Here is a 22,986-nt window from a genome sequence, read left to right on the forward strand (position 1 = left end):
CCCTGGCGGCCGAGTTAGCGACGCGAAAGAGAGCAGGAAAGACACCATGATCCCGATGCCGCTGGCCCGGGTCGCCGAGATCACGTCCGGAGCGCTGAACGGGGCGGCCGACCCCGCGGCCGTGGTCCGGGGGCCCGTCGTGATCGACTCACGGGCGGCCGGACCGGGCTCGCTGTTCGTGGCGATCAAGGGTGAACGGGCCGACGGGCACGACTTCGCCCGGCAGGCCCGCGACGCCGGCGCCGCCGCCGTCCTCGCCACCCGGCCCGTCGAGGCGCCGGCCGTGATCGTGGGCGACCCGCTCGCGGCCCTGGCCTCCCTCGCCACCGCCGTGCTGTCGGAGCTGCCCGGCACGACCGTGGTCGGGGTGACCGGATCCGCGGGCAAGACCACGACCAAGGACCTGCTGGCCGGTCTCGCCGGCCGGCTCGGCCCCACGGTCGCCCCCGTCGGCTCGTTCAACAACGAGATCGGCCACCCGCTGACCGTCCTCAAGGCCGACGAGACCACCCGGTTCCTGGTCCTGGAGCTGAGCGCGCGCAACATCGGCCACATCGCCTACCTCGCGAGGATCGCCCCGCCGCGCATCGGCGTCGTGCTCAACGTCGGCACCGCGCACCTCGGGGTGTTCGGCGGCAAGGAGGCGATCGCGCAGGCGAAGGGCGAGCTCGTCGAGGCGCTGCCCGCCGACGGGGTCGCCGTGCTCAACGCCGACGACCCGCTGGTGCGCGCGATGGCCGGCCGTACGAGCGCGCGGGTGACCTACTTCGGGCGCTCGCCGGAGGCGCACGTGCGGGCGGAGGACGAGACGCTCGACGCGACCGGCCGCGCCTCGTTCACGCTGCGCACGCCGTCCGGCACCGCTCCGGTCCGGCTGCGCCTGTACGGCGCGCACACGGTCGAGAACGCCCTGGCCGCCGCGGCGGCCGCGCACGAGCTGGGGCTGCCGGTGGCCGACATCGCCGAGGAGCTGTCGGCGGCCGAGCCGCGCAGCCGCTGGCGGATGGAGGTCACCGAGCGGCCCGACGGCGTGACCGTGATCAACGACGCCTACAACGCCAACCCCGACTCCATGCGGGCCGCGTTCGGCAGCCTCGCGGTGATGGGGGAGGGGCGGCGGCGGTTCGCGGTGATCGCCGCGCTGCGCGAACTCGGCGAGGACAGTCCGGCGCTGAACGAGGACCTCGGGCGGCTGGCCGCGGGCGCGGGCCTGGAGGCGGTCGTCGTCGTGGGGGAGGACGCCGAGCCGGTGCTCCGGGGCGCGCCCGGCGCGATCCACGTCCCGGACGCCTCGGCGGCGGCGCGGGAGTTGTCGGACCGGCTCGCGCCGGGCGACGTGGTGCTGGTGAAAGGGCCGCGTGCGGCCGGACTCGAGCGGGTCGCCGAGGCGATCCTCGGAGGTGACGCCCGGTGAGGAACATCCTCATCGCGGGGGCGATCTCGCTGATTCTCTCCATGGTCGGCACGCCGCTGGCCATCCGGCTGTTCGCCCGCAGGGGCTACGGCCAGAACATCCGGGAGGAGGGCCCGTCGGGACACTACGACAAGAAGGGCACTCCCACGATGGGCGGCACGGTGATCGTCATCGCGTCGCTGATCGGCTACTTCGTGGCCCACGGGGCGACCGTCTTCTCGGCCGTCGGCGACCCCCCGACGGCATCGGGACTGCTGGTGCTGTTCCTGATGACGGGCCTCGGCGCGGTCGGCTTCCTCGACGACTTCATCAAGATCTACAAGCAGCGGAGCCTGGGCCTGCGCAGCGGCGCCAAGGCGGGCGGGCAGCTCGTCGTCGGGGCGATCTTCGCGGTGCTCGTCCTGCGGTTCCCCAACGCCTACGCCGTGACCCCCGCGGAGACGCGCGTGTCGTTCCTGCGGGACATCGGGCCGTCGATCGGGCTGATCGGGTTCATGATCTGGGTCGTGTTCTTCATCGTGGGCTTCTCGAACGCGGTGAACCTGACCGACGGCCTCGACGGCCTGGCCTCCGGCGCCACCTGCCTGGTCCTCGCGGCGTACGTGCTGATCGGCAACTGGCAGCTGCGCAACAGCTGCACGACGGTCGGCTTCGGCCCCAACTGCTACTGGGTGCGAGATCCGCTCGACCTGGCGGTGGTCGCTGCGGCGGTGCTGGGCGCCTGTCTGGGCTTCCTGTGGTGGAACGCCCCGCCCGCCAAGATCTTCATGGGTGACACCGGCTCGCTGGCCCTCGGCGGCGTGATCGCCGGCCTGGCCTTCACCACCCGGACCCAGCTCCTGCTCGTCATCCTGGGCGGCCTGTTCGCGATCATCACGATGTCGGTGATCATCCAGGTCGGGTCCTTCAAGCTGACCCGCAGACGCGTCTTCCGGATGGCGCCGCTCCAGCACCACTTCGAACTGTCGGGCTGGGCCGAGACGACGATCGTGGTGCGCTTCTGGCTGATCGCCGCCCTGTGCGTCGCCGCCGGTCTCGGACTGTTCTACCTCGAATGGATGCCGAAACAGTGAACGTCGTCGTCGCCGGCCTCGGCGTGTCGGGCGCCGCCGCCGCGCGGGCCCTGGCGGCGCGCGGCGAGCGCGTGACCGTGCTGGAGGCCGCGGACGGCGAGCGGCAGCGCGCGACGGCCGCCGAGCTCGCCGAGCTGGGCGTGGAGGTGCGCTTCGGCGAGCCCGCCCTGCCCGCCGCGACCTCGCTCCTGGTCACCTCGCCGGGCTGGCGTCCCACCCACCCGCTGCTCGTCGCCGCCGCGGACGCGGGCGTCGAGGTCATCGGGGAGGTCGAGCTGGCCTGGCGGCTGCGGCAGGAGCCCGCGGCCCCCTGGCTGGCGCTGACCGGCACCAACGGCAAGACCACCGCCGTCCGCATGCTCACGTCCATGCTGTCCGCCGCCGGGCACAAGGCCGTGGCCGTGGGCAACGTCGGCGTCCCCATCGTCGAGGCCGTCGACGGGCCGTACGACGTGCTGGCCGTGGAGCTGTCGAGCTTCCAGCTCCACTGGTCCTCGACCCTGGCCCCGCTCGCGGCGGCCGTGCTCAACGTGGCGCCCGACCACATCGACTGGCACGGCTCCATGGAGGAGTACGCCGCGGCCAAGGCGCGTATCTTCGCGGGAGCGGGGACGGTGGTCTACAACGCCGACGACGCGTCGTCGTCCCGCCTGGCCGAGCCGTACGCCTCACGGGTGGGCTTCACGCTCGCCGTGCCCCGGCCCGGGCAGCTGGGAGTCGTGGAGGACCTGCTGGTCGACCGGGCCTTCGTGGCCGACCCGGCGACCTCGGCGGAGGAGCTGGCCTGCCTCGCCGACGTGCGGCCGTTCGCGCCGCACAACGTCGCCAACGCGCTCGCCGCCGCCGCCCTGGCCCGCGCGTACGGCGTGCCGCCCGAGGCCGTAAGGCGCGGCCTGCGGGAGTTCACGCCCGACCCGCACCGGATCGCCCACGTGGCCCGGGTCGGCGAGGTCGACTACGTGGACGACTCCAAGGCCACCAACCCGCACGCGGCCGCCGCGTCCCTGGCCGCCTACGAGTCGGTCGTGTGGATCGCGGGCGGCCAGCTCAAGGGCGCCGACGTCGACGATCTCGTACGGCAGTCCGCACCCCGGCTGCGCGGCGCGGTGCTACTGGGGACCGATCGGGATGTGATCCGCCGCGCATTGGCGCGACACGCCGCGAATGTCCCCGTGGTGGACGTGCCGGGGCAAGACACTGGGGTCATGGACCGTGTCGTCGCCGAAGCCGCCCGGCTCGCCACCCCGGGTGACACCGTGCTGCTCGCCCCCGCCGGGGCGTCACTGGACATGTTCGCCGGATACGGAGCGCGTGGGGAGGCCTTCGCCCGAGCCGTGCGGCGGCTGGCGGCCCGGTGACGGGCCCCGCGACCGGCTCCGCCGGCGCCGCCACCGCGCGGAAGGAGCGTCAGGGGCCCGAGCCCGTCGGCTGGGCCGGCGCACAGCTCGCCGCGCTGCGCGAGCTGCTCGCGCGCCCGCTGACGTCCTACCACCTGGTGCTCGGCTGCAGCGCGCTGCTGCTGGCGCTCGGGCTGATGATGGTGCTGTCGGCGTCGAGCATCGAGGCGCTGCAGCGGACCGGCGACCCGTTCTACTGGTTCCTCAAGCAGGTCACGTCGGTGGCGATCGGGCTTCCCCTGATGTGGGTCTGCTCCCGGTTGCCGCAGCGGTTCTTCCGCCTGGCCGGCTATCCGCTGATGGGTCTGTCGATTCTCGGCCTGCTGATGGTCATCTTCCTCGGCCAGGAACTGCTGGGCGCCCAGCGGTGGATCGTCATCGGCCCGTTCTCGGTCCAGCCGTCGGAGCCGGCGAAGCTGGCCCTGGTGCTGTGGGGCGCCGACCTGCTCGCGACGCGGGCGCGCGCCGGCCGCATCGAGTGGCGCCAGCTGCTGATCCCGCTGATGCCGGGCGTGGCCCTGCTGGCCGTCCTGGTCATGCTGGGGCGCGACCTCGGCACGACGCTCGTGCTCATGATGATCTTCCTGGCGCTGCTGTGGGTGGTCGGCGCGCCGGTGCGGCTGTTCGGCGGGATCCTCGCGCTGCTCGCGCTGGCGACCGCCACTATGATCGTCGTCGAGCCGTACCGGCTCGGCCGCCTCACCGGCTTCATGCACGTGTGGGAGACCGCGCAGAACGAGGGGTTCCAGTCCGCCCAGGGACTGATGGCCATCGGCTCCGGCGGCTGGTTCGGCCTCGGGCTCGGCGCGGGCCGGCAGAAGTGGAACTACGTTCCGCACGCGGAGAGCGACTTCATCTTCTCGATCCTGGGCGAGGAGCTCGGGCTGATGGGGACGCTCGTGGTGGTCGCGCTGTTCGGCCTTCTCGGGTACGCCGGGCTGCGCATCGCCATCCGGACGAAGGACCCCTTCGTCCGGTTGGCGGCCGCCGCCGTCACCGCCTGGATCGCCGGTCAGGCCGTCGTCAACATCGGCGCGGTCATCGGGGTCTTCCCGGTCACCGGCATCCCGCTGCCCCTGGTGTCGTACGGCGGATCGGCGCTGCTGCCGACGCTCGCCGCGCTCGGCATGCTGGTGTCGTTCGCCAAACAGGAGCCCGGAGCGCCCGAGGCGCTGGCCGCCCGTGGCCCGGGACCGGTCGCGCGGGCTCTAAGCTGGCTTGGCCTGAACGGCCGCGCCGGGCGGCGGCCCGTGATCTCGCGGGCACCGGCCCGTCAGCAGGCGGCACGGTCGCGGACGGCACGAAGAGGAACGACAGGGAACGGACGCGGCAACATTCGCGAGAAGATCCGGGAAGACGTCCGCGAGAACATCCGCGAAGACGTCCGCGAGAACAGGGAGTGACATGAGGGTGGTCCTCGCCGGCGGCGGGACGGCCGGCCATATCGAGCCGGCGCTCGCGCTGGCCGACGCGCTTCGCCGGCTCGACCCGAGGATCGGCATCACCTGCCTCGGCACCGAGCGCGGCCTGGAGACCCGCCTGGTGCCCGCCCGGGGCTACGAGCTCGAACTCGTGCCCGCCGTGCCGTTGCCCCGCTCGCTCAGTCCCCAGCTCCTCACCGTGCCAGGCCGCCTCGCCGGGTCCATCGGCAGCGCCGCGGGCATCCTCGACAAGGTCGGCGCGGACGTCCTGGTCGGCTTCGGAGGATATGTCGCCACGCCCGGCTACCTCGGCGCCCGGCGGCGCGGCGTGCCGATCGTGGTCCACGAGGCCAACCCCCGGCCCGGCCTGGCCAACCGGCTCGGCGCCCGACTCACCGAGCACGTCTTCACCGGCCACCCGGACGCCGTGCTCCCGAACGCCGAGTACATCGGCATCCCGCTGCGCCGCGAGATCAGCATGATGGACCGCCTGTCGATGGGCGACAAGGCGCGGTCGTACTTCGGGCTGGAGTCCGACCGAGTGACGCTGCTCGTGTTCGGCGGCTCCCAGGGCGCCCGCTCGATCAACCAGGCGGCGCTGGAGGCCGCGCCCTACCTGCGGGCGGCGGGCGTCCAGGTGCTGCACGTGATCGGGCCCAAGAACACCGTCGAGGCGGAGCTCCCGCCGGGCGACCCGCAGTACGTCATCCTGCCGTACGTCGACCGGATGGACCTCGCCTACGCCGCCGCCGACCTCGTGCTGTCCCGCGCGGGCGCCATGACCTGCGCCGAGCTCACCGCCGTGGGGCTGCCCGCGGCGTTCGTGCCGCTGCCGCACGGCAACGGCGAGCAGCGCCTGAACGCCGAGCCCATCGTGCGGGCCGGGGGCGGTCTGATGGTCGACGACGCGAACCTGTCGGCCGCCTGGATCGTCCAGACGCTGCTGCCGATCCTGAACGACCCCGAGCGTGTGGTCGCGATGTCCGAGGCCGCATCGCGGATGGGCCGCAAGGACGCCGACATGGCGCTCGCCCGCAAGGTGCTGGAGATCGCTCACCGATGAGTCTCGTCAAGCTCGTGGATCCCGTCCCGGCGGCCGACCTGGGGCGGGTGCACTTCATCGGCATCGGTGGCGCCGGGATGTCCGGCATCGCCCGGATCCTGCTCAAGCGGGGCGTGCCGGTGTCGGGCAGCGACGCGCGGCCCTCCGAGCTGCTGGCCGAGCTGCGTGAGCTGGGCGCCGTCATCCATGTCGGCCACGCCGCCTCCCACATCAAGGAGGTGGACACGGTCGTGGTGTCCACCGCCATCCGCGACTCCAACCCCGAGCTGGGGGAGGCGTTGCGGCAGAACCTGCGGGTGATCCCGCGCGCCGCCGCGCTGGCCTCGGTCATGACCGGCCGCACCGGCATCGCCGTCGCCGGCACGCACGGCAAGACCACGACGACATCGATGCTGACCGTGGCCCTGCAGAAGTGCGGCGAGGACCCGTCGTACTGCGTCGGCGGGCAGCTCGTGACGACCGGGCTCGGCGCCGACGACGGCGCGGGCGAGGTGTTCGTGGCGGAGGCCGACGAGAGCGACGGCTCGTTCCTCATGCTCGCGCCGCGCATCGCCGTGGTGACCAACGTCGAGGCCGACCACCTGGACAATTACGGCGACCCCCAGGCCGTCCACGACAGTTTCGCCCGCTTCGTCGAGCGGATCGGGTCGCTGCTCGTGGTGTGCGCCGACGACCCGGGCGCCGCCGCCCTCGTGCCCGTCGCGCGTGAGCGCGGCCTCACCGTCGTCACGTACGGCGAGAGCGCCGGCGCCGACCTGCGCACGACCGACGTGGTGCCGCGCGGCCTCGGTGTGGAGTTCGGCGTGGAGCTCGGCCCCGCCGTGCCCGGGGGAGCGGGACGCGGCGAGGTGCGCCTCGCCGTGCCGGGCCGGCACAACGCGCTCAACGCCACCTCGGTGATCGCCGTGGCGCTCCACCTCGGCCTGCGCTTCGACGACGTCAAGGAGGGCCTGGCCGCCTTCACCGGGGCCAAGCGGCGGTTCGAGTCCAAGGGCGAGGCCGCGGGCGTGACGGTCTTCGACAGCTACGCCCATCACCCGACCGAGCTGACCGCCGACCTGCGTGCCGCCCGCGACGTCGTCACCGGCGACGGCCGGGTCATCGCGGTCTTCCAGCCGCACCTGTACTCGCGCACCCGGTTCTTCGCCGACGAGTTCGGCGCGGCGCTCGGCCTCGCCGACGAGGTGGTCGTGCTGGACGTGTACGGCGCGCGCGAGGACCCCGAGCCGGGGGTCTCCGGCGCGCTGGTCGCGGGGAAGATCCCGCTTCCCGTCGAGCGGGTCGTCTACGCGCCCGACCGGCAGGCCGTGCCGGCGCTCGTCGCCGGCCGGGCCCGTGCCGGGGACATCGTGCTGACGATGGGCGCGGGAGACGTGACGGAGCTCGGCCCGAAGATCGTCGCGGAGCTGTCCGCCCGGTGATACGGGCCGTGATCCGGAGCGTGGGGGACCGGTGAGGCGGGCCGTCCGGCGTTCGGCCCTCGCGACCCTGCTGACCGGCGGGGTGGTGGGCGTCGCCACGTGGGTCGTGTTCTTCTCGCCCGTCCTCGGCGTGCGGGAGGTCGAGATCACCGGCAACAGCCGGATCCCCGCCGAGCAGCTGCGGCAGGCCGCGGGAGTGCGCACCGGCACGCCGCTCGCCACCGTCGACCTCGCCGGGGTCGAAGAGCGGCTGCGGGCGATGCGCGCGGTCGAGTCGGCCACCGTCGACCGCGGCTGGCCGGGAACGCTGCGCATCAGCGTGGTCGAACGCGTCCCCGCCGCCGCCGTGCCCATGGGCGTGACGACCGCGGTGATCGACCGGTACGGCGTCGTCCTGCAGCAGGTGGCCGTGGCTCCGCCCCGGCTGCCGGTGCTGCGCGTCCAGCGGGCCGCCGTGGACGACCCCGCCACCAGGGCCGGGCTCACCGTGCTGCGGGCGCTGCCGGAGAGCGTCCTGCAGCGTCTGCGGGAGTTGCGCGTCTCCTCACCACGGTCGATCACGCTCAAACTCACCGACGGCCGTACGGTCGAATGGGGAGACGCGGGGCGCTCGGCGCAGAAAGGACGTGTCCTGCTGGCCGCCCTCGCCAAGCCGGGAACCAGCTACGATGTCAGCTCGCCGCAGGTGGTGACGGTCAAGTGAGATATCTCACGGGCCGTGGACGCATGATCCGGGACCGCCTTTCGGCAGGGCGTCGTGTGAATAGGACAGCGCGCGACACGCCGGACGGCCTTGCGGCGCGGTTAGTTGACCCTGGGGGACGCGCAACCCTACTGTCCGTATCAATCCTCAGGTTGACATAACTCTAAATCTCAACTTGAGGGTGAGAGTTCAGAAGACGGCGGGCCTTGCCCGCATGAAACGCAAACGAGCGGAAAGGCCCCTCGTCGTGGCAGCACCGCAGAACTACCTCGCGGTCATCAAGGTCGTCGGCATCGGCGGCGGCGGAGTGAACGCCGTCAACCGGATGATCGAGGAGGGACTCAAGGGCGTCGAGTTCATCGCCATAAACACTGACGCCCAGGCGCTGCTGATGAGTGACGCCGACGTGAAGCTCGACGTGGGGCGCGAGCTCACCCGGGGTCTCGGCGCGGGCGCCAACCCGGAGGTGGGCCGTAAGGCCGCCGAGGACCACCGGGAGGAGATCGAGGAGGTCATCAAGGGCGCCGACATGGTCTTCGTGACCGCGGGTGAGGGCGGCGGCACCGGGACCGGCGGCGCGCCGGTCGTGGCCAGCATCGCCCGCTCGCTCGGCGCGCTCACGATCGGCGTGGTCACCCGGCCCTTCAGCTTCGAGGGCAAGCGCCGGGCCATGCAGGCCGAGGCCGGCATCGAGACCCTCCGCGAGGAGGTCGACACGCTGATCGTCATCCCGAACGACCGGCTGCTCTCGATCTCCGACCGCCAGGTGAGCGTGCTCGACGCGTTCAAGGCCGCCGACCAGGTGCTGCTGTCCGGTGTGCAGGGCATCACCGACCTCATCACCACGCCCGGTCTGATCAACCTGGACTTCGCCGACGTGAAGTCGGTCATGTCCGGCGCGGGCTCGGCCCTCATGGGCATCGGCCACGCCAGGGGCGACGACCGGTCGGTCGCCGCCGCCGAGATGGCGGTCTCCAGCCCGCTGCTGGAGGCGAGCATCGACGGCGCCCACGGCGTGCTGCTGTCCATCGCGGGCGGCTCCGACCTGGGCCTGTTCGAGATCAACGAGGCGGCCCAGCTCGTCAGCAACGCCGCCGCGCCCGACGCCAACATCATCTTCGGCACGGTCATCGACGACGCGCTCGGCGACGAGGTGCGGGTGACGGTCATCGCGGCCGGGTTCGACGAGCCCGAACCGGCCAAGGCGGTGGCCGCGCCGCTGTCGCGGCCCCAGCAGGCCCGTCCGGCGCCGGCCGCGCCCGCGGCCCGTCCCGCGCCCGCCCCGGCCAAGCCGGAGCCGCGTGCGGAGCCCGCGCAGCAGCCGGTGCGTCCGATGAGCAGCGTGGCGCAGCCCGCGCCGGCGCAGCCCGCGACTCCGCCGGTGACCCAGCTTCCGATGAACGCGCTTCCGGCGAACCCCGTGCCGCCGCCGGCCCAGCCCGCGAGCCAGCCGGTCCAGCAGGCGACGTCGCAGGCCGCGTCCGCGCCGCAGGCCCAGCAGGCTGAGCCGGTCACGCCGTTCCCGCGCGACGCGGCGGCCGACGGCGGGCGCGACCAGGGCGCCACCGGGCCCCTGTCGATCCCGCGCCCGACTCCCGAGCCGCCGACCCCGATCACCTCCAGGACCGCTCAGCCGGGTCCCCGGCGTCCGGTGGTGTTCGAGGAGCAGGAGGAGGAGCTCGACGTGCCGGACTTCCTCAAGTGACGCTGGACGTCCGTGCGGCCGGGGGCGCGGTCCGTGGGTGACCGGCGCGAGGAACTGGCCGCGGCGCTGGACGAGGTGGAGCGGCGCATCGACGACGCCTGCCGGGCCGCGGGCCGGTCGCGGTCGGAGATCACCCTGATCGCGGTGACGAAGACCTACCCGGCCTCCGACGTGCGGCTACTCGCGGAGCTGGGCGTGTCGAACGTCGGCGAGAACCGCGACCAGGAGGCGGCGGCCAAGGCGGCCGAGTGCGGCGATCTCGGCCTCACCTGGCATTTCATCGGCCAGTTACAGACGAACAAGGTCCGCTCGGTCGCCTCCTACGCCCACATGGTCCACTCGGTGGACCGCCCCCGTCTGGTGGACGCGCTCAGCCGCGAGGCCGTACGCGCGGGGCGCGAGGTGGACTGCCTCATCCAGGTCGACCTCGACGCCGCTCCGGGTGAGGGCGGGGCCGGGCGGGGCGGCGCCGCGCCGCAGGAGGTGCCGGCGCTCGCGGGGCTCGTCGCGAAGGCGGAGGGGCTGCGCCTGCGGGGGGTCATGGCGGTCGCCCCGCTGGGGGAGGACCCGGCCGCCGCGTTCGCCCGGCTGCGGGCCGTCGCCGAGCGGGTCCGCGAGGAACACCCCGCCGCCGATGTGATATCGGCCGGGATGAGTGGAGACATCCCCCAGGCTGTGGCGAACGGCGCGACACACCTGCGAGTCGGTACGGCGTTGCTCGGCCGCAGAAAGCCCTTCGTCAGGTAATGTCCCCCAAGTGGACCATGGTGTCCGCGCTCAGGTAGAGGTCGATCAGCGGTGAGCTCCAAGGGGGGTACGGCTACCGCCCTGGCCTTCCGAAGGGACCTTGAAGGCACCAGCAAAGCGGAGGACGACGAGCGATGGCCGGCGCGATGCGCAAGATGGCGGTCTACCTCGGTCTCGTGGAGGACGACCGCTACGAAGACAGGTACGCGGCAGAGTACGGCACCGACGAGGAGTACGGCGACGAGGAGTTCGAGTCGCCGCGGCGCGGCTTCGCCGGCCCCTCGGGCACGCACTCCGGGCCCCTTGAGCGCGAGGACGACACCGAGACGGCCGTCCCCGCTCCGCGTCCCCCCACAACCGTGCTGGAGCGCCGTACGACCGATCTGGCGCGCATCACCACCCTGCATCCCCGCACGTACAACGAGGCGCGGACGATCGGCGAGCACTTCCGCGAGGGCACGCCGGTCATCATGAATCTGACAGAGATGGTCGACAGCGACGCCAAGCGCCTTGTCGATTTCGCGGCAGGTCTCGTCTTTGGCCTACACGGCAGCATCGAACGTGTTACCAACAAGGTGTTCCTGTTGTCCCCCGCCAACGTTGAGGTGACCGCCGAGGACAAGGCCAGAATCGCGGAACGCGGCTTCTTCAACCAGAGCTAGAGTTCCATACATGAACAGTGACCGGCTGAGCGGTGCCCGTGCGGCCCGAGGGCGGCTGGACCGAGGGGAGGCGGGGCTCGACCGTGGGGATCATTAGCGAGATCTTGGTCATCGCCCTGACCCTCTTCCTGGTTCTGCTGATCGGCAGAATGATCATAGATACGGTGCAGGCGTTCGCCCGCGCCTGGCGGCCCACCGGGGTCGTCCTGGTGCTGGCGGAGGCGGTTTACACAGTGACCGACCCGCCTCTCAAGTTCCTCCGCCGTTTCATTCCGCCCCTCAGGTTGGGTACGGTGGCCTTTGACCTGAGCTTCACAGTGCTGTTCATTGTGGTTTTGGTCTTGATCCAAGTCGTGAACGCGCTTCGTTGATCGGGTACCGTCCGACCGGACAGACTCCAAGCGCGCCAAGGAGACCCAAATGCCGTTGACGCCCGCCGATGTGCGGAACAAGCAGTTCAGTACCACCCGGCTGAGGCCGGGGTACGACGAGGAGGAGGTCGACGCGTTCCTCGACGAGGTCGAGGCCGAACTGGACCGCCTCATCCAGGAGAACGAGGAACTCCGCGCGAAGCTGGCCGAGTGCCTCAGGGGCAAGGTTCCCGGGGGCATGGGCATGCCCGGCTCCATGCAGATGGCGCCCGCTCCCGTGGCCGAGCCGAAGCCCGAGATGATGGCTCCCCAGCCGGAGCCGATCAAGCCTCCGGAGCCGGCCCGTCCCGAGCCGGTGCCCGTCGGCATGGGCCTGCCGCCCGCCGAGGACAACATGGACACCGCGGCCCGCGTGCTCGCCCTCGCCCAGCAGACGGCCGACCAGGCGATCGCCGACGCCCGTCGCGAGGCGGACGAGACCGTGACCCGCGCCCGGCGTGAGGCCGACGACATCCTCGGCAAGGCCCGCCGCCAGGCCGAGCAGATCATCGGCGACGCCCGCGCCCGCGCCGAGACGCTGGAGCGCGACGCCCAGGAGCGGCACCGCCAGGCCATGGGCACCCTCGTGCAGACCCGCGACGAGCTGGAGCGCAAGGTCGAGGAGCTGCGCAGCTTCGAGCGCGAGTACCGCAGCCGTCTCAAGCTGTACCTGGAGAACCAGCTCGCCGAGCTGAACGTCGCGGGTGAGGGCAGCGGAGGCTTCCCGATCGTGGGCGCCGCCCCGGCCATGGCCCACGCCGTCGCCCCCGGTCCCCAGCAGATGACCGCCGCCCCCAACCCGTTCGGCCAGGAGCCCTCGCAGCACTCCGGCGCCTTCCCCGGACCCGACGGCCCCCACAACGACCGCCGGTAAGCAGTGGCGGGTCCTCACAGGGACCCGATAGCTCGGAGAACCCCCCGTGATCCTCATCAGTGCCGCACTGGTCCTCGCCGCAATCGTCCTGCTCATCGCGGGCGTCGTGCTGGGGACACCCCCTCTAGTGATGTGGTCGATCGTCGTCAGCGTGCTGTCGGCGGTCTGCCTGCTGATCGGGGCACTGCTGAGACGCCATGAGCTGTTCCCTGCCGGTGGGCGTGCCGCCGAGGGAACCGCTCCCACCCCCCAGGGTTCGTCCGTGCCCCAGCTCGCGCACGTCGGTGCCGTGAGCGGGGCGTACGGCGGAGCCCTCGCCGGGGCACCGGCGCATCCGGTGGCGACGCCCATGGTGGCGGCCCCGCCGATCACGCATCACGGGGCATTGCCCCCGCAGGCCTTCCCATCTCCGCCGCCCCAGCGGACGGGACCGATCATGCGGCCGCCGGCCGGCTCCGGCCGCGGCCTCGCCCCCGACGCGATCGTTCTCGTGATCCCCGGGCGCAAGCGCTTCCATCTGGCCACCTGCCGCCAGCTCGCCGGGCGTGAGACCGAGGAGCTCACGCACGAGGAGGCCCGCGAGGAGGGCTTCACCCCCTGCACCACCTGTCTCCCCGAGATCTCCACCCGTACGGCGGAGCCGGAGGAGGCCCCTCTCCGCGACAACGCGGCTCGTGACGAGAGCCTGCGCGCGGAAGCCGCCCCCAAGACCACCACGCCTTCGGCCGCAACCTCCGGCACGACCGGCCAGGAAGCGTCCCGTTCCACGCCCGCTGATCGCGAGCCGCCCGTCGCGCGGTTCCCTCAGCCCGGCGTCCCGGGGCCGCGCCTGCCCGAGTCGTCCGCCCCTGAACCGTCCGGCCCCGAATCGTCCGGCCCCCAGTCGTCCGTTCCCGGTGCGTCAGGCCCTTCCACGGCCGGCCCGTCCACGCCCTCCGGCGGCAAGCCGTCCGACGACGAAGCGCGCGAAGAGCCCGGTGAGACGGCGGAGAAGGCGTCAGGGAAGACCACCGACGCCGGCGAGGCCGACGAGGGAGACGGTCCGGCGCGCGACACGGCTTCCAAGGCCGACGCCGGGACCGAGGGCGACGAGCACACGCCGGTGGACTGGTTCGGCCGGAGCGCCTCGCCGGAGTCCGGCGCCGAGACGACGGCGCCGCCGCGGCCAGCCGCCTCCACGCCGCCGTCCTCGCCTTCCGATTCCTCCTCCGCCGCGTCTTCAGGGTCGTCGTCCGGATCCTCCGCGCCGCCCCGGCCTTCTGCCACGTCATGGTCCGCACCGGCCTGGTCTCCGCCGGCGGCAGGATCGGCGTCGGGCCAGGCGGACGACGAGACGGACGACTCACTGACCGACACCGCGGAGCACGACTGGTTCAGGCCCGGCGGGGTCCCCCTGCCGTGGGACCCCGCACGGTCCAAGGCGGCCGGGGAGGCGGGGAAGGAAACCCCGTCGTCGGGGGACGGCGAGTCCGACGGACCTGCGGCCGCGGACAAGGCTCCCGGTGCGGGTGCGGGTGCGGGTGCGGGTGCGGCCTCGCCGCAGAAGGCCTCCTCTTCCCGGGCGGACGACGAGCAGGCCCGTGACGACCAGAGCGACTCCGGCGACGCGGACGCGCAAGCGGCGTCCCGTCCGGAGAACGTCCCCACGCCCCCGCGTGCGAGGACCGGAAAGCCGGTGGAGCCGGCAGAGACCCGCGGATCCGGGCGCGCCGGATCCGCGGCCTCGGCCGGCTCCACCACCGGCTCCACCGAGGAGGAGGACGGCGCCCGGCAGGACGACGGCGCCTCCGGAGCGGCCCCCGCAGGGAAGGCGGCCACGCCCGGGCCCGGTGGCACGGACGAGGACAGCACGGACAAGGGCGGCGAGGACCGCGGCGGGTCCGGGAGCGAGACCGGTGAGGATCGCGCGGACGACGCGGCGGAGCCGTCCGCGGACGGGGACACGCGGGTGCGGGTCATGGTCGGCACGCGGCGCTACCACGAGGCCGGTTGCCCCCTGATCAGCGGAATGGGCGACTCGGGCATCGAGACCATGACACGGGCCGAGGCCGACGAGGCCGGCCTCACCCCCTGCTCGGTCTGCCAGAACGGCTGAGACGCGGCCTGCGCATTCGACGCGGCGCGATGTGGGTGCGCCGCTCTTTCCGCCTCGGCATGGTTACGTAGGCGCCCCTCGCGGGCTGCCGCGGCGGACGGCCGGACCGGTCGCTCGAGCAGATCGACGTCGAAACCCAAGCGTTCAGCGACTCGTGACAGCCCGTCCGGCCCCTGTCCTCCCTGGAGGAACAGGGCGAAGGTTCGAGCACCTATGCCGAGTTCGCCGTGCTGTCGGCCTGGGCCCGTATGCCCGAGGGGCTGACGTTCGAAGAGGCGGCCGGGTACCCCTCCGCGGTGGAGACCGCGCTGCGCATCATCCGCCAGGTCGGTGTGCGGCCCGGGCAGACGGCTGATCAAGGGTTTTGCCGGTGGCTGGGCGATGACACACGCCGATGGGGCCGGTCGGCGACCGGCCCCATCGGCTGCGGGATCAGGCCTTGCGCAGGCGGAAGGACAGACCGAGGTCGGCGTCCTCGTGGACCGGCAGGTCCTCGTCCGGGACGCCTTCGGTGAGGCTCGCCGCCAGCACCTCGTCGGCGACGGCGTCGCCGCCCTCGCGCAGCGCCTCGGCCAGCTCACCGTCGGCCGACCACCACAGGTGGATGCGGTCGGTGATGGACAGGCCGGTGGACTTGCGGGCCTCCTGGACGAGCCGGATCACGTCGCGGACCAGGCCGGCCCGGCGCAGTTCGTCGGTGATCGCCAGGTCCAGCGCCACGGTCTCGCCGGTGCCGGTGTCCACCGCGCCGGTCTCCACGGCCCAGCCCGACTTCGGCTGCTCGGTCACGATCACGTCGTCCGCGTCCAGCTCCACCGTGCCCAGCTCGGCGGCCTCGACCGTCGCGGAGCCGCCCGAACGCAGGGCCCGGGCCAGCTCCGCCGCGTCGGCGCCCGACACGGCCGCGGCGACGAGCTTGGTCTGCGAGCCGAACCGCTTGCCGAGGCTGCGGAAGTTGGGCTTGACCGTGAACGTCACCAGGTCGGCGGAGAACCCGGAGAGGTCCTCCAGCCGCTGGACGTTGAGCTCGTCGGCGATCAGGTCGCGCAGCTCGCCGGGGAGCGCGGCCCAGCCGGGGGCGCCGACCAGGGCCCGGCCGAGCGGCTGGCGGGTCTTCACCGACGACGAGGCGCGGGCCGACCGGCCCAGCTCCACCAGGCGGCGCACCAGCGCCATCCGCTCCGACAGCTCGGGGTCGAGCAGCGTGGCGTTCACCTCCGGCCAGGTGGACAGATGCACCGAGGCCGGGGCGTCCGGGTCGCGCAGCACGTCCCAGAGGTAGTCGGTGAGGAACGGCACGAGCGGGGCCATGAGCCGGGTGACGGTCTCCAGGCATTCGTACAGCGTCGCGAAGGCCGACGCCTCGCCGGACCAGAAGCGGCGGCGCGAGCGGCGGACGTACCAGTTGGACAGGTCGTCCAGGAACTCGGTGAGCCGTCGCCCGGCCCGGGCGGTGTCGAACTCCTCCATCGACGCGGTGACCTCGGCCACCGTGCGGTGCAGCTCCGCCAGCGCCCACCGGTCGATCAGCGGCCGCTCCGCGTACGCCGGGGCCTCGGCCATCCGGGCCGGGGACCACGACTCGGCGTTGGCGTAGAGCGCGAAGAACGACGCGGTGTTCCAGTAGGTCAGCAGGACCTTGCGGACGATCTCCTCCAGCGCGGCGTGGCCGATCCGCCGGGGCGCCCAGGGGGACCCGGAGGTGGCCATGTACCAGCGCAGTGCGTCGGCGCCGTGCTGGTCCATGAGCGGCATGGGCCGCAACACGTTGCCCAGGTGCTTGCTCATCTTGCGGCCGTCCTCGGCGAGGATCAGGCCGAGGCAGAGCACGTTCTCGTACGACGACCGGCCGAACACCAGCGTGCCGACGGTCATCATCGAGTAGAACCAGCCGCGGGTCTGGTCGATCGCCTCGCAGATGAACTGGCCGGGGAAGGAGTTCTCGAAGACGTCCTTGTTGACCAGCGGCGCGCCCCACTGGGCGAACGGCATGGCGCCCGAGTCGTACCAGACGTCGATCACGTCGGGCACCCGCCGCGCCTCCGCCCGGCACAGTGCCCCTGACGCGTCTCCGACACGATGCCGACAGGGGAACGTGACGTCGTCGACGAACGGGCGGTGCGGGTCGAACCCGGTCAGGTCGCGGCCCGCCAGCTCGCCCAGCTCCTTCAGCGAGCCGACGCAGGTGACGTGTTCCTCGTCCTGCGAGCAGACCCACAGCGGCAGCGGGGTGCCCCAGTAGCGGGACCGCGACAGCGCCCAGTCGACGTTGTTGCGCAGCCACTCGCCGTACCGGCCGTGCTTGATCGTCTCGGGGAACCAGTTGGTGCGCTCGTTCTCGGCGAGGAGCCGGTCCTTGATCGCGGTGGTCCTGATGTACCAGGACGGGAGCGCGTAGTAGAGCAGCGGGGTGTGGCAGCGCCAGCAGTGCGGGTAGCTGTGCTCGAAGTGCTCGCCGCGGAACAGCAGCCCGCGCTCGCGCAGGTTCTCCGTCAGCGGCTCGTCGGCGTCCTTGAAGAACATGCCGCCCACGAACGGCACGTCCGGCAGGAAGCGCCCGTCCGGGCCGATCGGATTCACCACCGGCAGGCCGTAGCGCTTGCAGACGGTCATGTCGTCGGCGCCGAAGGCGGGGGCCTGGTGGACCAGGCCGGTGCCGTCCTCGACCGTGACGTACGTGCCGAGCACGACGTAGTGGGCGCCCTCGATGTCCACCAGGTCGAAGGGGCGCCGGTAGGCGGTGCGCTCCAGCTCGGAGCCCTGGTAGGTGGCCAGCACCTCGGCGTCCTCGCCGAGGACCCGCCGCAGCAGCGGCTCGGCCACCACGAGCACCTCGTCGCCGCGCCGGGCCGCGACGTACGTCACGTCGGGGTGCACGGCGACCGCGGTGTTGGACACCAGGGTCCAGGGAGTGGTGGTCCAGATCAGCAGCGAGGCGTCCATCTCGGCCAGGGGGCCGGAGACGACGGGCATCCGCACGTACACCGACGGGCTGGAGACGGTCTCGTAGCCGCCGGGCTGGCCGAGCTCGTGGTCCGACAGCCCGGTGCCGCAGCGGGGGCAGTACGGCGTGATCCGGTGGTCGCGGAACAGCAGGCCCTTGTCCCAGACGACCTTGAGCGACCACCAGACGGCCTCGACGTACTGGGGGTCCATGGTGCGGTAGGCCTGGGACATGTCGACCCAGTAGCCCATCCGCTCGGTCATCTCCTCGAACGCGTCGACGTTCCGCAGCACCGACTCGCGGCAGCGCGCGTTGAACTCGGCGATGCCGTACGACTCGATCTCGGGCTTGCCGGAGAGGCCGAGTTCCTTTTCGACGGCGACCTCGACGGGCAGGCCGTGGCAGTCCCAGCCGGCCTTACGGGGCACGTGGTAGCCGCGCATCGACTTGTAGCGGGGGAAGACGTCCTTGAAGACGCGGGCCTCGACATGGTGCACCCCGGGCATGCCGTTGGCCGTGGGCGGGCCCTCGAAGAACACCCAGGAGGGGCCGTCGGCGTTCTGCTGCAGCGAGCGCTCGAAGACCTTCCCGTCCCGCCAGCGTTCGAGGACCTCGTGTTCGAGGGCCGGCAGGTCGACCTGCGCGGGAAGTGAGCGGAAATATTGGGAAGACATCGTCGGGCGGGACCTCCACGCGGTGGCTGTGACAGCGCTGCTGACATGGCGTGAAGGGACGAAGCCGGAGACGGCTCCGCGGTACCACCCTTCTTGACGCCCGGCCGGTGCCGGACGCCCTCTCGTTTTGCTCTCCGCTGCCGGTTCTACTCGGCCGGGACGGCCTTTCTTCCGGCGGCTCCGGGGTGATCTTTCCCTTCGCGGCCCGCCCCGGGCTCACACCGTCCCCGGGTCGCTGAGCGGGCGGATGCGGAGGTACTCGTCCCCATCAACGCCTTGCAGACTAAGACGATAACGCAACCCGGCCGGAAGGGCTTCCCGATATGCGGGTGACGTCCCGGGTGAGACCCGGCTCGTCGCGGGAATACGTGGGAGGAACACGCGGAGACCCCGCGATTGTTGTGAGGGTGTGCGGGTGGCCACCGGCGGCCGGTGGAAGGGCGACGGAGGCCGCCCCGCGGGCCGTCGCCTCGGGATCCGGGGCATGGGTCCCGGTGGCACCGCCCGCGACAAAGTGATCGAAATAGAGGGCGACGAGGAGGAGCCGGCCGAATGCGCCACCCCGGTTACGGGTGGGGTAAAAGCCTCAGCGAGTCCGTTGCCGATCCGTTATCGGCGACTTATTCTGCCCGGACCGGCTCGAATCACACCCGCTCGAAGGGCGTCCGGGGCTCGACGGGTTCTGGGCGAAGGGGAGGCCCGCAATGACGACGCGCACGGCGAGAACCGCCATCAGTGACGACGTCTGGTCCGACGAGGAGCTCGCCGAGGTCCGTGAGCGGCTGCGGCACGAGATCGAGGAGTTGCGCGCCGACATCGCCCGGGCGGAGGAACAGCTCGCGTCCGGAGACGTGAGCCAGGGCGCGGGGGACGATCCGGCGGACGCCGGGGCCAAGACGTATGAGCGTGAGCGTGAGATCGCCCTTACCCTGAATGCGCGCGACCTGCTCGCGCAGAACGAGCGGGCGATCGCCCGCGTCGAGGCAGGGACTTACGGAGAGTGCGAATCGTGCCACAAGCCGATCGGCAAGGAACGCCTGCGGGCATTCCCGAGGGCGACGCTGTGCGTAGCGTGCAAGCAGCGGGAGGAGCGCCGCTGAGCGGCGAACCTGCGCGGCCCAACCGGGCGCGGAGGATCGCTCTCCTCGTCGCCGTGGCCGCGGTCGTTTACGCGCTCGACCAGGTCAGCAAGTTCCTCGTCGTGGAGTTCCTGGAGCACGAGGAGCCTCTCACCGTTGTGCCCGGCGCGCTGGTGCTGACCGTGATCCGCAACGCCGGCGCCGCCTTCAGCATCGGCACCGGCATGACGATCGTGTTCACGATGATCGCGCTGGCCGTCGTCGTCGCGATCGTGCGTACGGCGCGGAAGCTGCACAGCCTGCCCTGGGCGATCACGCTCGGCCTGCTGCTGGGCGGGGCGGTCGGCAACCTGACCGACCGCATCTTCCGGTGGCCGGCCCCGTTCCAGGGGCATGTGGTCGACTTCATCCAGGTGTTCCCGGTCACCCGGTTCCCGGTGTTCAACCTCGCCGACTCGGGCATCGTGTGCGGCGGCGTGCTCGCCGTGTTCCTCGCCTGGCGCGGTTACCAGATCGACGGCACCCGCCAGACGGACGAGCCCGTCGAGGACCACACGCAGGACCACGCGCAGGACCACGCGGAGGGCGAGGCGGGCAAGCAGGCCGGCGAGCCGGCGGGGGAGCGGGCCGATGGGTGACCAGCGCAGCCTGCCCGTGCCGGACGGCCTGGAGGGCGAGCGCCTCGACGCCGCCCTGGCCCGGCTTTTCGGCTTCTCCCGCACCCGCGCGGCCGAACTGATCGCCTCCGGGGACGTGCTGGTCGACGGCGCCGTCCCGGCCAAGTCCGACCGCGTCCACGCCGGTGCCTGGCTGGACGTCACGATCCCGCCGCCGCCCGCCGCGCCGATGCCCGTGGCCGAGCCCGTGCCGGGCATGGCGATCCTGTACGAGGACGACGACGTCGTCGTGGTGAGCAAGCCGATCGGTGTGGCGGCGCACCCGACCGTCGGGTGGACCGGCCCCACCGTGATCGGCGGCCTGCTCGGCGGCGGCCACCGGGTGTCCACGAGCGGCGCGGCCGAGCGGCAGGGCATCGTGCACCGGCTCGACGCCAACACCACCGGCGTCATGGTCGTAGCCAAGAGCGAGCGGGCCTACTCGCACCTCAAGCGGGCGTTCAAGGAACGCACGGTCGACAAGCGCTACCACGCGCTCGTCCAGGGGCACATGGACCCGCTGCGGGGCACCGTGGACGCCCCGATCGACCGGCATCCGTCGGGCGACGGGCGATTCGCGGTGGTGGCCGGCGGCAAGGACTCGGTCACGCACTACGACACGATCGAGGCGTTCCGGGCGGCGTCGCTGCTCGACATCAAGCTGGAGACCGGAAGGACCCACCAGATCCGGGTCCACATGGCCGCGCTCAGGCACCCGTGCGTGGGCGACCTGCTGTACGGCGCCGACCCCACCCTCGCCGCCCGCCTCGGAGTGGGCCGGCAGTGGCTGCACGCGGTCTCGCTGTCGTTCGAGCACCCGGCGACGGGGGAGTGGATGACCTTCACCAGTGACTACCCCGCGGACCTGGCCAACGCGCTGGAGATCCTCGCGGACGAGGGCTGACGCCGCGCTCCCGCCCATTGCCCGCCCGGATGGCAGCCCCGCGGCGCTTCGTGACGGCGCGGTCAGGCGGTGACGGCGCGGTCGGGCGGTGACGGCGCGGTCGGGCGGTACGGACGTCGGCGGGAGGTCAGGCATTCCAGTCGTTTTCCGGCTGGGTGTAGCCGTCGGGGATGTCACCGGTGTCGTCCGTGGCGGCCTCCTGACCCCCGCCTTTTCCCTGGCCCCCACCCTTGCCCTGGGACGGCTTGACGCTTCCGCCGCCGTTCCCGGGCTTGGACGTGGGGGGCGTCCCCTTGCCGGATCCCTTGCCTGTCTGCTTCCCAGGGGGAGATCCCTTGGGCGCGGCCCCGGTGGGCTTGTCCTTGGGCTTTCCCCTGCCGGGCTTCTCGGGTGACCTCCCGGGGGACCTGTCGGGCGGCCCCCCGCGTTCCTCCGTACGGTGCCCGCCGGCGGCGCCGCTCCCGGTGTTGGCCACCGGCTGGGTGTCCGTCTTGCCTGCCTCGCGGCTCTCTGTCCGCTTTCCGGTCTTGGGGGCCTCGGCGGTCCTGGTCGCGAAGACCGTCACCGTGGGCGTGCTCACCACGGCGGTCCCCCTCGGGTCGGCCGGAAGCCTGGCGGTGGTGAACGCGACGGCGCCGGCCGCCAGCCCGACGAACGCGACGAGTGCCCCGGAGCCCGCCGCCAGCGCCCAGGGCCTGCGGCGTCGGCCCACCAGTACGGGCGCGGGCACCGGGACCGGCGTCGGGGTGCCCTCGCCGAGGGGCACGGGCGCGGACACGGGCATGGATGCGGGAGCCGAAGGCGTGGTGTCGAAGATGGGCATGAGCCGGGCGAGCCGGGGCGGCTGCCGCGGACGCGGCACGACCGGGTCGGTCACCTGGCCGGTGGCCACGGCGTGCAGGTGCTGCGCCGCGTAGTCCGTGGTCATCCTGCGGGCCGGATCCTTGATCAGCAGGCCCTCGATCACCGGTGCCAGCGGCCCGGCGTTGTGCATCGGGCCCGCCTCCTCGTACATGACGGCGGCCAGGGTCGCCAGCGCGTGACCACGGTGGAACGGCGAGCGCCCCTCGACGGCCATGAACAGCGTCACTCCGAGCGACCACAGGTCCGACGCTCGCTGTGCCTGCTGTCCCGCCGCCCGCTCCGGTGCGATGAACGCCGGGGTGCCGATCAGCATGCCGGTGCGGGTGACCGGCGAGTCGTCCTCCATCGCGGCGATGCCGAAGTCCGTCAGCACGACCCGGCCGTCGTCGGCGAGCAGCACGTTGTCGGGTTTGACGTCCCGGTGCAGCACCCCGTTCACGTGGGCGACGCGCAGTGCGGCCAGCACCTGGGACCCGATCTCCGCCACTCGCCGCGGCGGCAGGGGGCCCTCCTCGCGAATGACCGATCCCAGCGTCCGGGACGGGATCAGTTCGAGGACGATCCAGGGGTAGCCGTTCTCCTCGAAGGCGTCGTACACTGCCGCCACGCTCGGATGGCTCAACCGCCCGGCGGCCCTGGCCTCGCGGAAGGTCCTGATGGTGAAGACCTCCCGCTCCGGACCGGTGAGCTCGGCCGACGCGAGCAGCTCCTTGACGGCGACCTCTCGTTCGAGCACCTGGTCGACGGCCCGCCACACGGTGCCCATGCCGCCCCGCCCCAGCGGCTCGATCAGGCGATAGCGTCCTGCCACGACACGTTCGGAGGTCTGCGCTTCAGCCATGGTTGTCGCGCTACCCCTCTTGGGCGAACGCATGCGACA

General features: G+C 72.4%; 18 protein-coding genes. 16 read left to right on the forward strand and 2 right to left on the reverse strand.

The genetic code is table 11. The annotated features are described in order from the left end of the window. Positions 1 to 46: 46 nt before the first annotated feature. The 13 genes from QSK36_RS18905 (at position 47) to QSK36_RS18965 (ending at position 14,985) form a co-directional block, all read left to right on the forward strand. On the forward strand, positions 47 to 1,414 hold the full coding sequence (locus QSK36_RS18905; RefSeq protein WP_285783331.1) for a UDP-N-acetylmuramoyl-tripeptide--D-alanyl-D-alanine ligase: 1,368 nt from the start codon (positions 47 to 49) through the stop codon (positions 1,412 to 1,414). Further along, entirely contained in the window at positions 1,411 to 2,487 is a 1,077-nt protein-coding gene (gene mraY, locus QSK36_RS18910) for a phospho-N-acetylmuramoyl-pentapeptide-transferase (RefSeq protein ID WP_139574426.1), read from the forward strand. Before QSK36_RS18905 ends, mraY begins: the two co-directional genes overlap by 4 nt. After that, the gene (gene murD, locus QSK36_RS18915) at positions 2,469 to 3,845 is read left to right on the forward strand and encodes a UDP-N-acetylmuramoyl-L-alanine--D-glutamate ligase (RefSeq protein WP_139574425.1); all 1,377 of its coding nucleotides are present in this window, start codon (positions 2,469 to 2,471) and stop codon (positions 3,843 to 3,845) included. The genes mraY and murD overlap by 19 nt, the downstream gene beginning before the upstream one ends. Next, positions 3,842 to 5,287, forward strand: a complete 1,446-nt coding sequence (gene ftsW / locus QSK36_RS18920) for a putative lipid II flippase FtsW (protein ID WP_352240517.1) — start codon at positions 3,842 to 3,844, stop codon at positions 5,285 to 5,287. The genes murD and ftsW overlap by 4 nt, the downstream gene beginning before the upstream one ends. 1 nt (position 5,288) lies before the next feature. Then, positions 5,289 to 6,368 carry an undecaprenyldiphospho-muramoylpentapeptide beta-N-acetylglucosaminyltransferase gene (gene murG, locus QSK36_RS18925; protein WP_139574423.1) on the forward strand — a complete coding sequence of 360 codons (1,080 nt, stop codon included), beginning with the start codon at positions 5,289 to 5,291 and terminating at the stop codon, positions 6,366 to 6,368. Then, on the forward strand, positions 6,365 to 7,789 hold the full coding sequence (murC, locus tag QSK36_RS18930; RefSeq protein WP_285783332.1) for a UDP-N-acetylmuramate--L-alanine ligase: 1,425 nt from the start codon (positions 6,365 to 6,367) through the stop codon (positions 7,787 to 7,789). Before murG ends, murC begins: the two co-directional genes overlap by 4 nt. A gap of 31 nt (positions 7,790 to 7,820) precedes the next feature. After that, positions 7,821 to 8,492: a cell division protein FtsQ/DivIB gene (locus tag QSK36_RS18935; protein WP_285783333.1), complete on the forward strand. Its 672-nt coding sequence runs from the start codon at positions 7,821 to 7,823 to the stop codon at positions 8,490 to 8,492. Positions 8,493 to 8,739: 247 nt separating this feature from the next. Next, positions 8,740 to 10,197 carry a cell division protein FtsZ gene (ftsZ, locus tag QSK36_RS18940; RefSeq protein WP_285783334.1) on the forward strand — a complete coding sequence of 486 codons (1,458 nt, stop codon included), beginning with the start codon at positions 8,740 to 8,742 and terminating at the stop codon, positions 10,195 to 10,197. A gap of 33 nt (positions 10,198 to 10,230) precedes the next feature. After that, positions 10,231 to 10,944 (forward strand): YggS family pyridoxal phosphate-dependent enzyme, encoded by a 714-nt coding sequence (locus tag QSK36_RS18945; protein ID WP_183539652.1) that lies wholly within the window; start codon positions 10,231 to 10,233, stop codon positions 10,942 to 10,944. A gap of 134 nt (positions 10,945 to 11,078) precedes the next feature. Next, on the forward strand, positions 11,079 to 11,606 hold the full coding sequence (locus QSK36_RS18950; RefSeq protein ID WP_139574418.1) for a cell division protein SepF: 528 nt from the start codon (positions 11,079 to 11,081) through the stop codon (positions 11,604 to 11,606). A gap of 83 nt (positions 11,607 to 11,689) precedes the next feature. Beyond that, entirely contained in the window at positions 11,690 to 11,977 is a 288-nt protein-coding gene (locus QSK36_RS18955) for a YggT family protein (protein WP_139574549.1), read from the forward strand. A 49-nt stretch (positions 11,978 to 12,026) separates the two neighbouring features. Continuing rightward, entirely contained in the window at positions 12,027 to 12,890 is an 864-nt protein-coding gene (locus QSK36_RS18960) for a DivIVA domain-containing protein (protein ID WP_079318308.1), read from the forward strand. Between the two features lie 46 nt (positions 12,891 to 12,936). After that, complete coding sequence (locus QSK36_RS18965) at positions 12,937 to 14,985, forward strand: hypothetical protein (protein WP_285783335.1); 2,049 nt, start codon at positions 12,937 to 12,939, stop codon at positions 14,983 to 14,985. 432 nt (positions 14,986 to 15,417) lie between these two features. Here the strand turns inward: QSK36_RS18965 and ileS are convergent, their stop codons facing one another. Then, entirely contained in the window at positions 15,418 to 18,603 is a 3,186-nt protein-coding gene (gene ileS / locus QSK36_RS18970; protein ID WP_285783336.1) for an isoleucine--tRNA ligase, read from the reverse strand. A 704-nt stretch (positions 18,604 to 19,307) separates the two neighbouring features. Here ileS and QSK36_RS18975 point away from each other — a divergent pair. From QSK36_RS18975 to QSK36_RS18985, 3 genes are read left to right on the forward strand one after another with little or no spacing between them, the layout of a single operon-like run. Continuing rightward, the gene (locus QSK36_RS18975; RefSeq protein ID WP_139574410.1) at positions 19,308 to 19,703 is read left to right on the forward strand and encodes a TraR/DksA family transcriptional regulator; all 396 of its coding nucleotides are present in this window, start codon (positions 19,308 to 19,310) and stop codon (positions 19,701 to 19,703) included. Positions 19,704 to 19,756: 53 nt separating this feature from the next. Further along, positions 19,757 to 20,320: a signal peptidase II gene (lspA, locus tag QSK36_RS18980; RefSeq protein WP_285783337.1), complete on the forward strand. Its 564-nt coding sequence runs from the start codon at positions 19,757 to 19,759 to the stop codon at positions 20,318 to 20,320. Further along, positions 20,313 to 21,242, forward strand: a complete 930-nt coding sequence (locus tag QSK36_RS18985; RefSeq protein WP_139574408.1) for an RluA family pseudouridine synthase — start codon at positions 20,313 to 20,315, stop codon at positions 21,240 to 21,242. Before lspA ends, QSK36_RS18985 begins: the two co-directional genes overlap by 8 nt. 127 nt (positions 21,243 to 21,369) lie before the next feature. Here the strand turns inward: QSK36_RS18985 and QSK36_RS18990 are convergent, their stop codons facing one another. Beyond that, entirely contained in the window at positions 21,370 to 22,947 is a 1,578-nt protein-coding gene (locus QSK36_RS18990; RefSeq protein WP_285783338.1) for a serine/threonine-protein kinase, read from the reverse strand. Positions 22,948 to 22,986 lie beyond the last annotated feature (39 nt).

It is taken from the genome of Microbispora sp. NBRC 16548, from assembly GCF_030268985.1.
Classification (GTDB): Bacteria; Actinomycetota; Actinomycetes; order Streptosporangiales; family Streptosporangiaceae; genus Microbispora; species Microbispora catharanthi.

Excerpts from the sequence above, each read along its gene's own strand:
- QSK36_RS18905 (WP_285783331.1), top strand. The coding sequence starts at position 47 with ATGATCCCGATGCCGCTGGCCCGGGTCGCCGAGATCACGTCCGGAGCG.
- murD (WP_139574425.1), top strand. The coding sequence starts at position 2,469 with ATGGATGCCGAAACAGTGAACGTCGTCGTCGCCGGCCTCGGCGTGTCG.
- murG (WP_139574423.1), top strand. The coding sequence starts at position 5,289 with ATGAGGGTGGTCCTCGCCGGCGGCGGGACGGCCGGCCATATCGAGCCG.
- murC (WP_285783332.1), top strand. The coding sequence starts at position 6,365 with ATGAGTCTCGTCAAGCTCGTGGATCCCGTCCCGGCGGCCGACCTGGGG.
- QSK36_RS18950 (WP_139574418.1), top strand. The coding sequence starts at position 11,079 with ATGGCCGGCGCGATGCGCAAGATGGCGGTCTACCTCGGTCTCGTGGAG.
- QSK36_RS18960 (WP_079318308.1), top strand. The coding sequence starts at position 12,027 with ATGCCGTTGACGCCCGCCGATGTGCGGAACAAGCAGTTCAGTACCACC.
- ileS (WP_285783336.1), bottom strand. The coding sequence starts at position 18,603 with ATGTCTTCCCAATATTTCCGCTCACTTCCCGCGCAGGTCGACCTGCCG.
- QSK36_RS18975 (WP_139574410.1), top strand. The coding sequence starts at position 19,308 with ATGACGACGCGCACGGCGAGAACCGCCATCAGTGACGACGTCTGGTCC.
- QSK36_RS18985 (WP_139574408.1), top strand. The coding sequence starts at position 20,313 with ATGGGTGACCAGCGCAGCCTGCCCGTGCCGGACGGCCTGGAGGGCGAG.
- QSK36_RS18990 (WP_285783338.1), bottom strand. The coding sequence starts at position 22,947 with ATGGCTGAAGCGCAGACCTCCGAACGTGTCGTGGCAGGACGCTATCGC.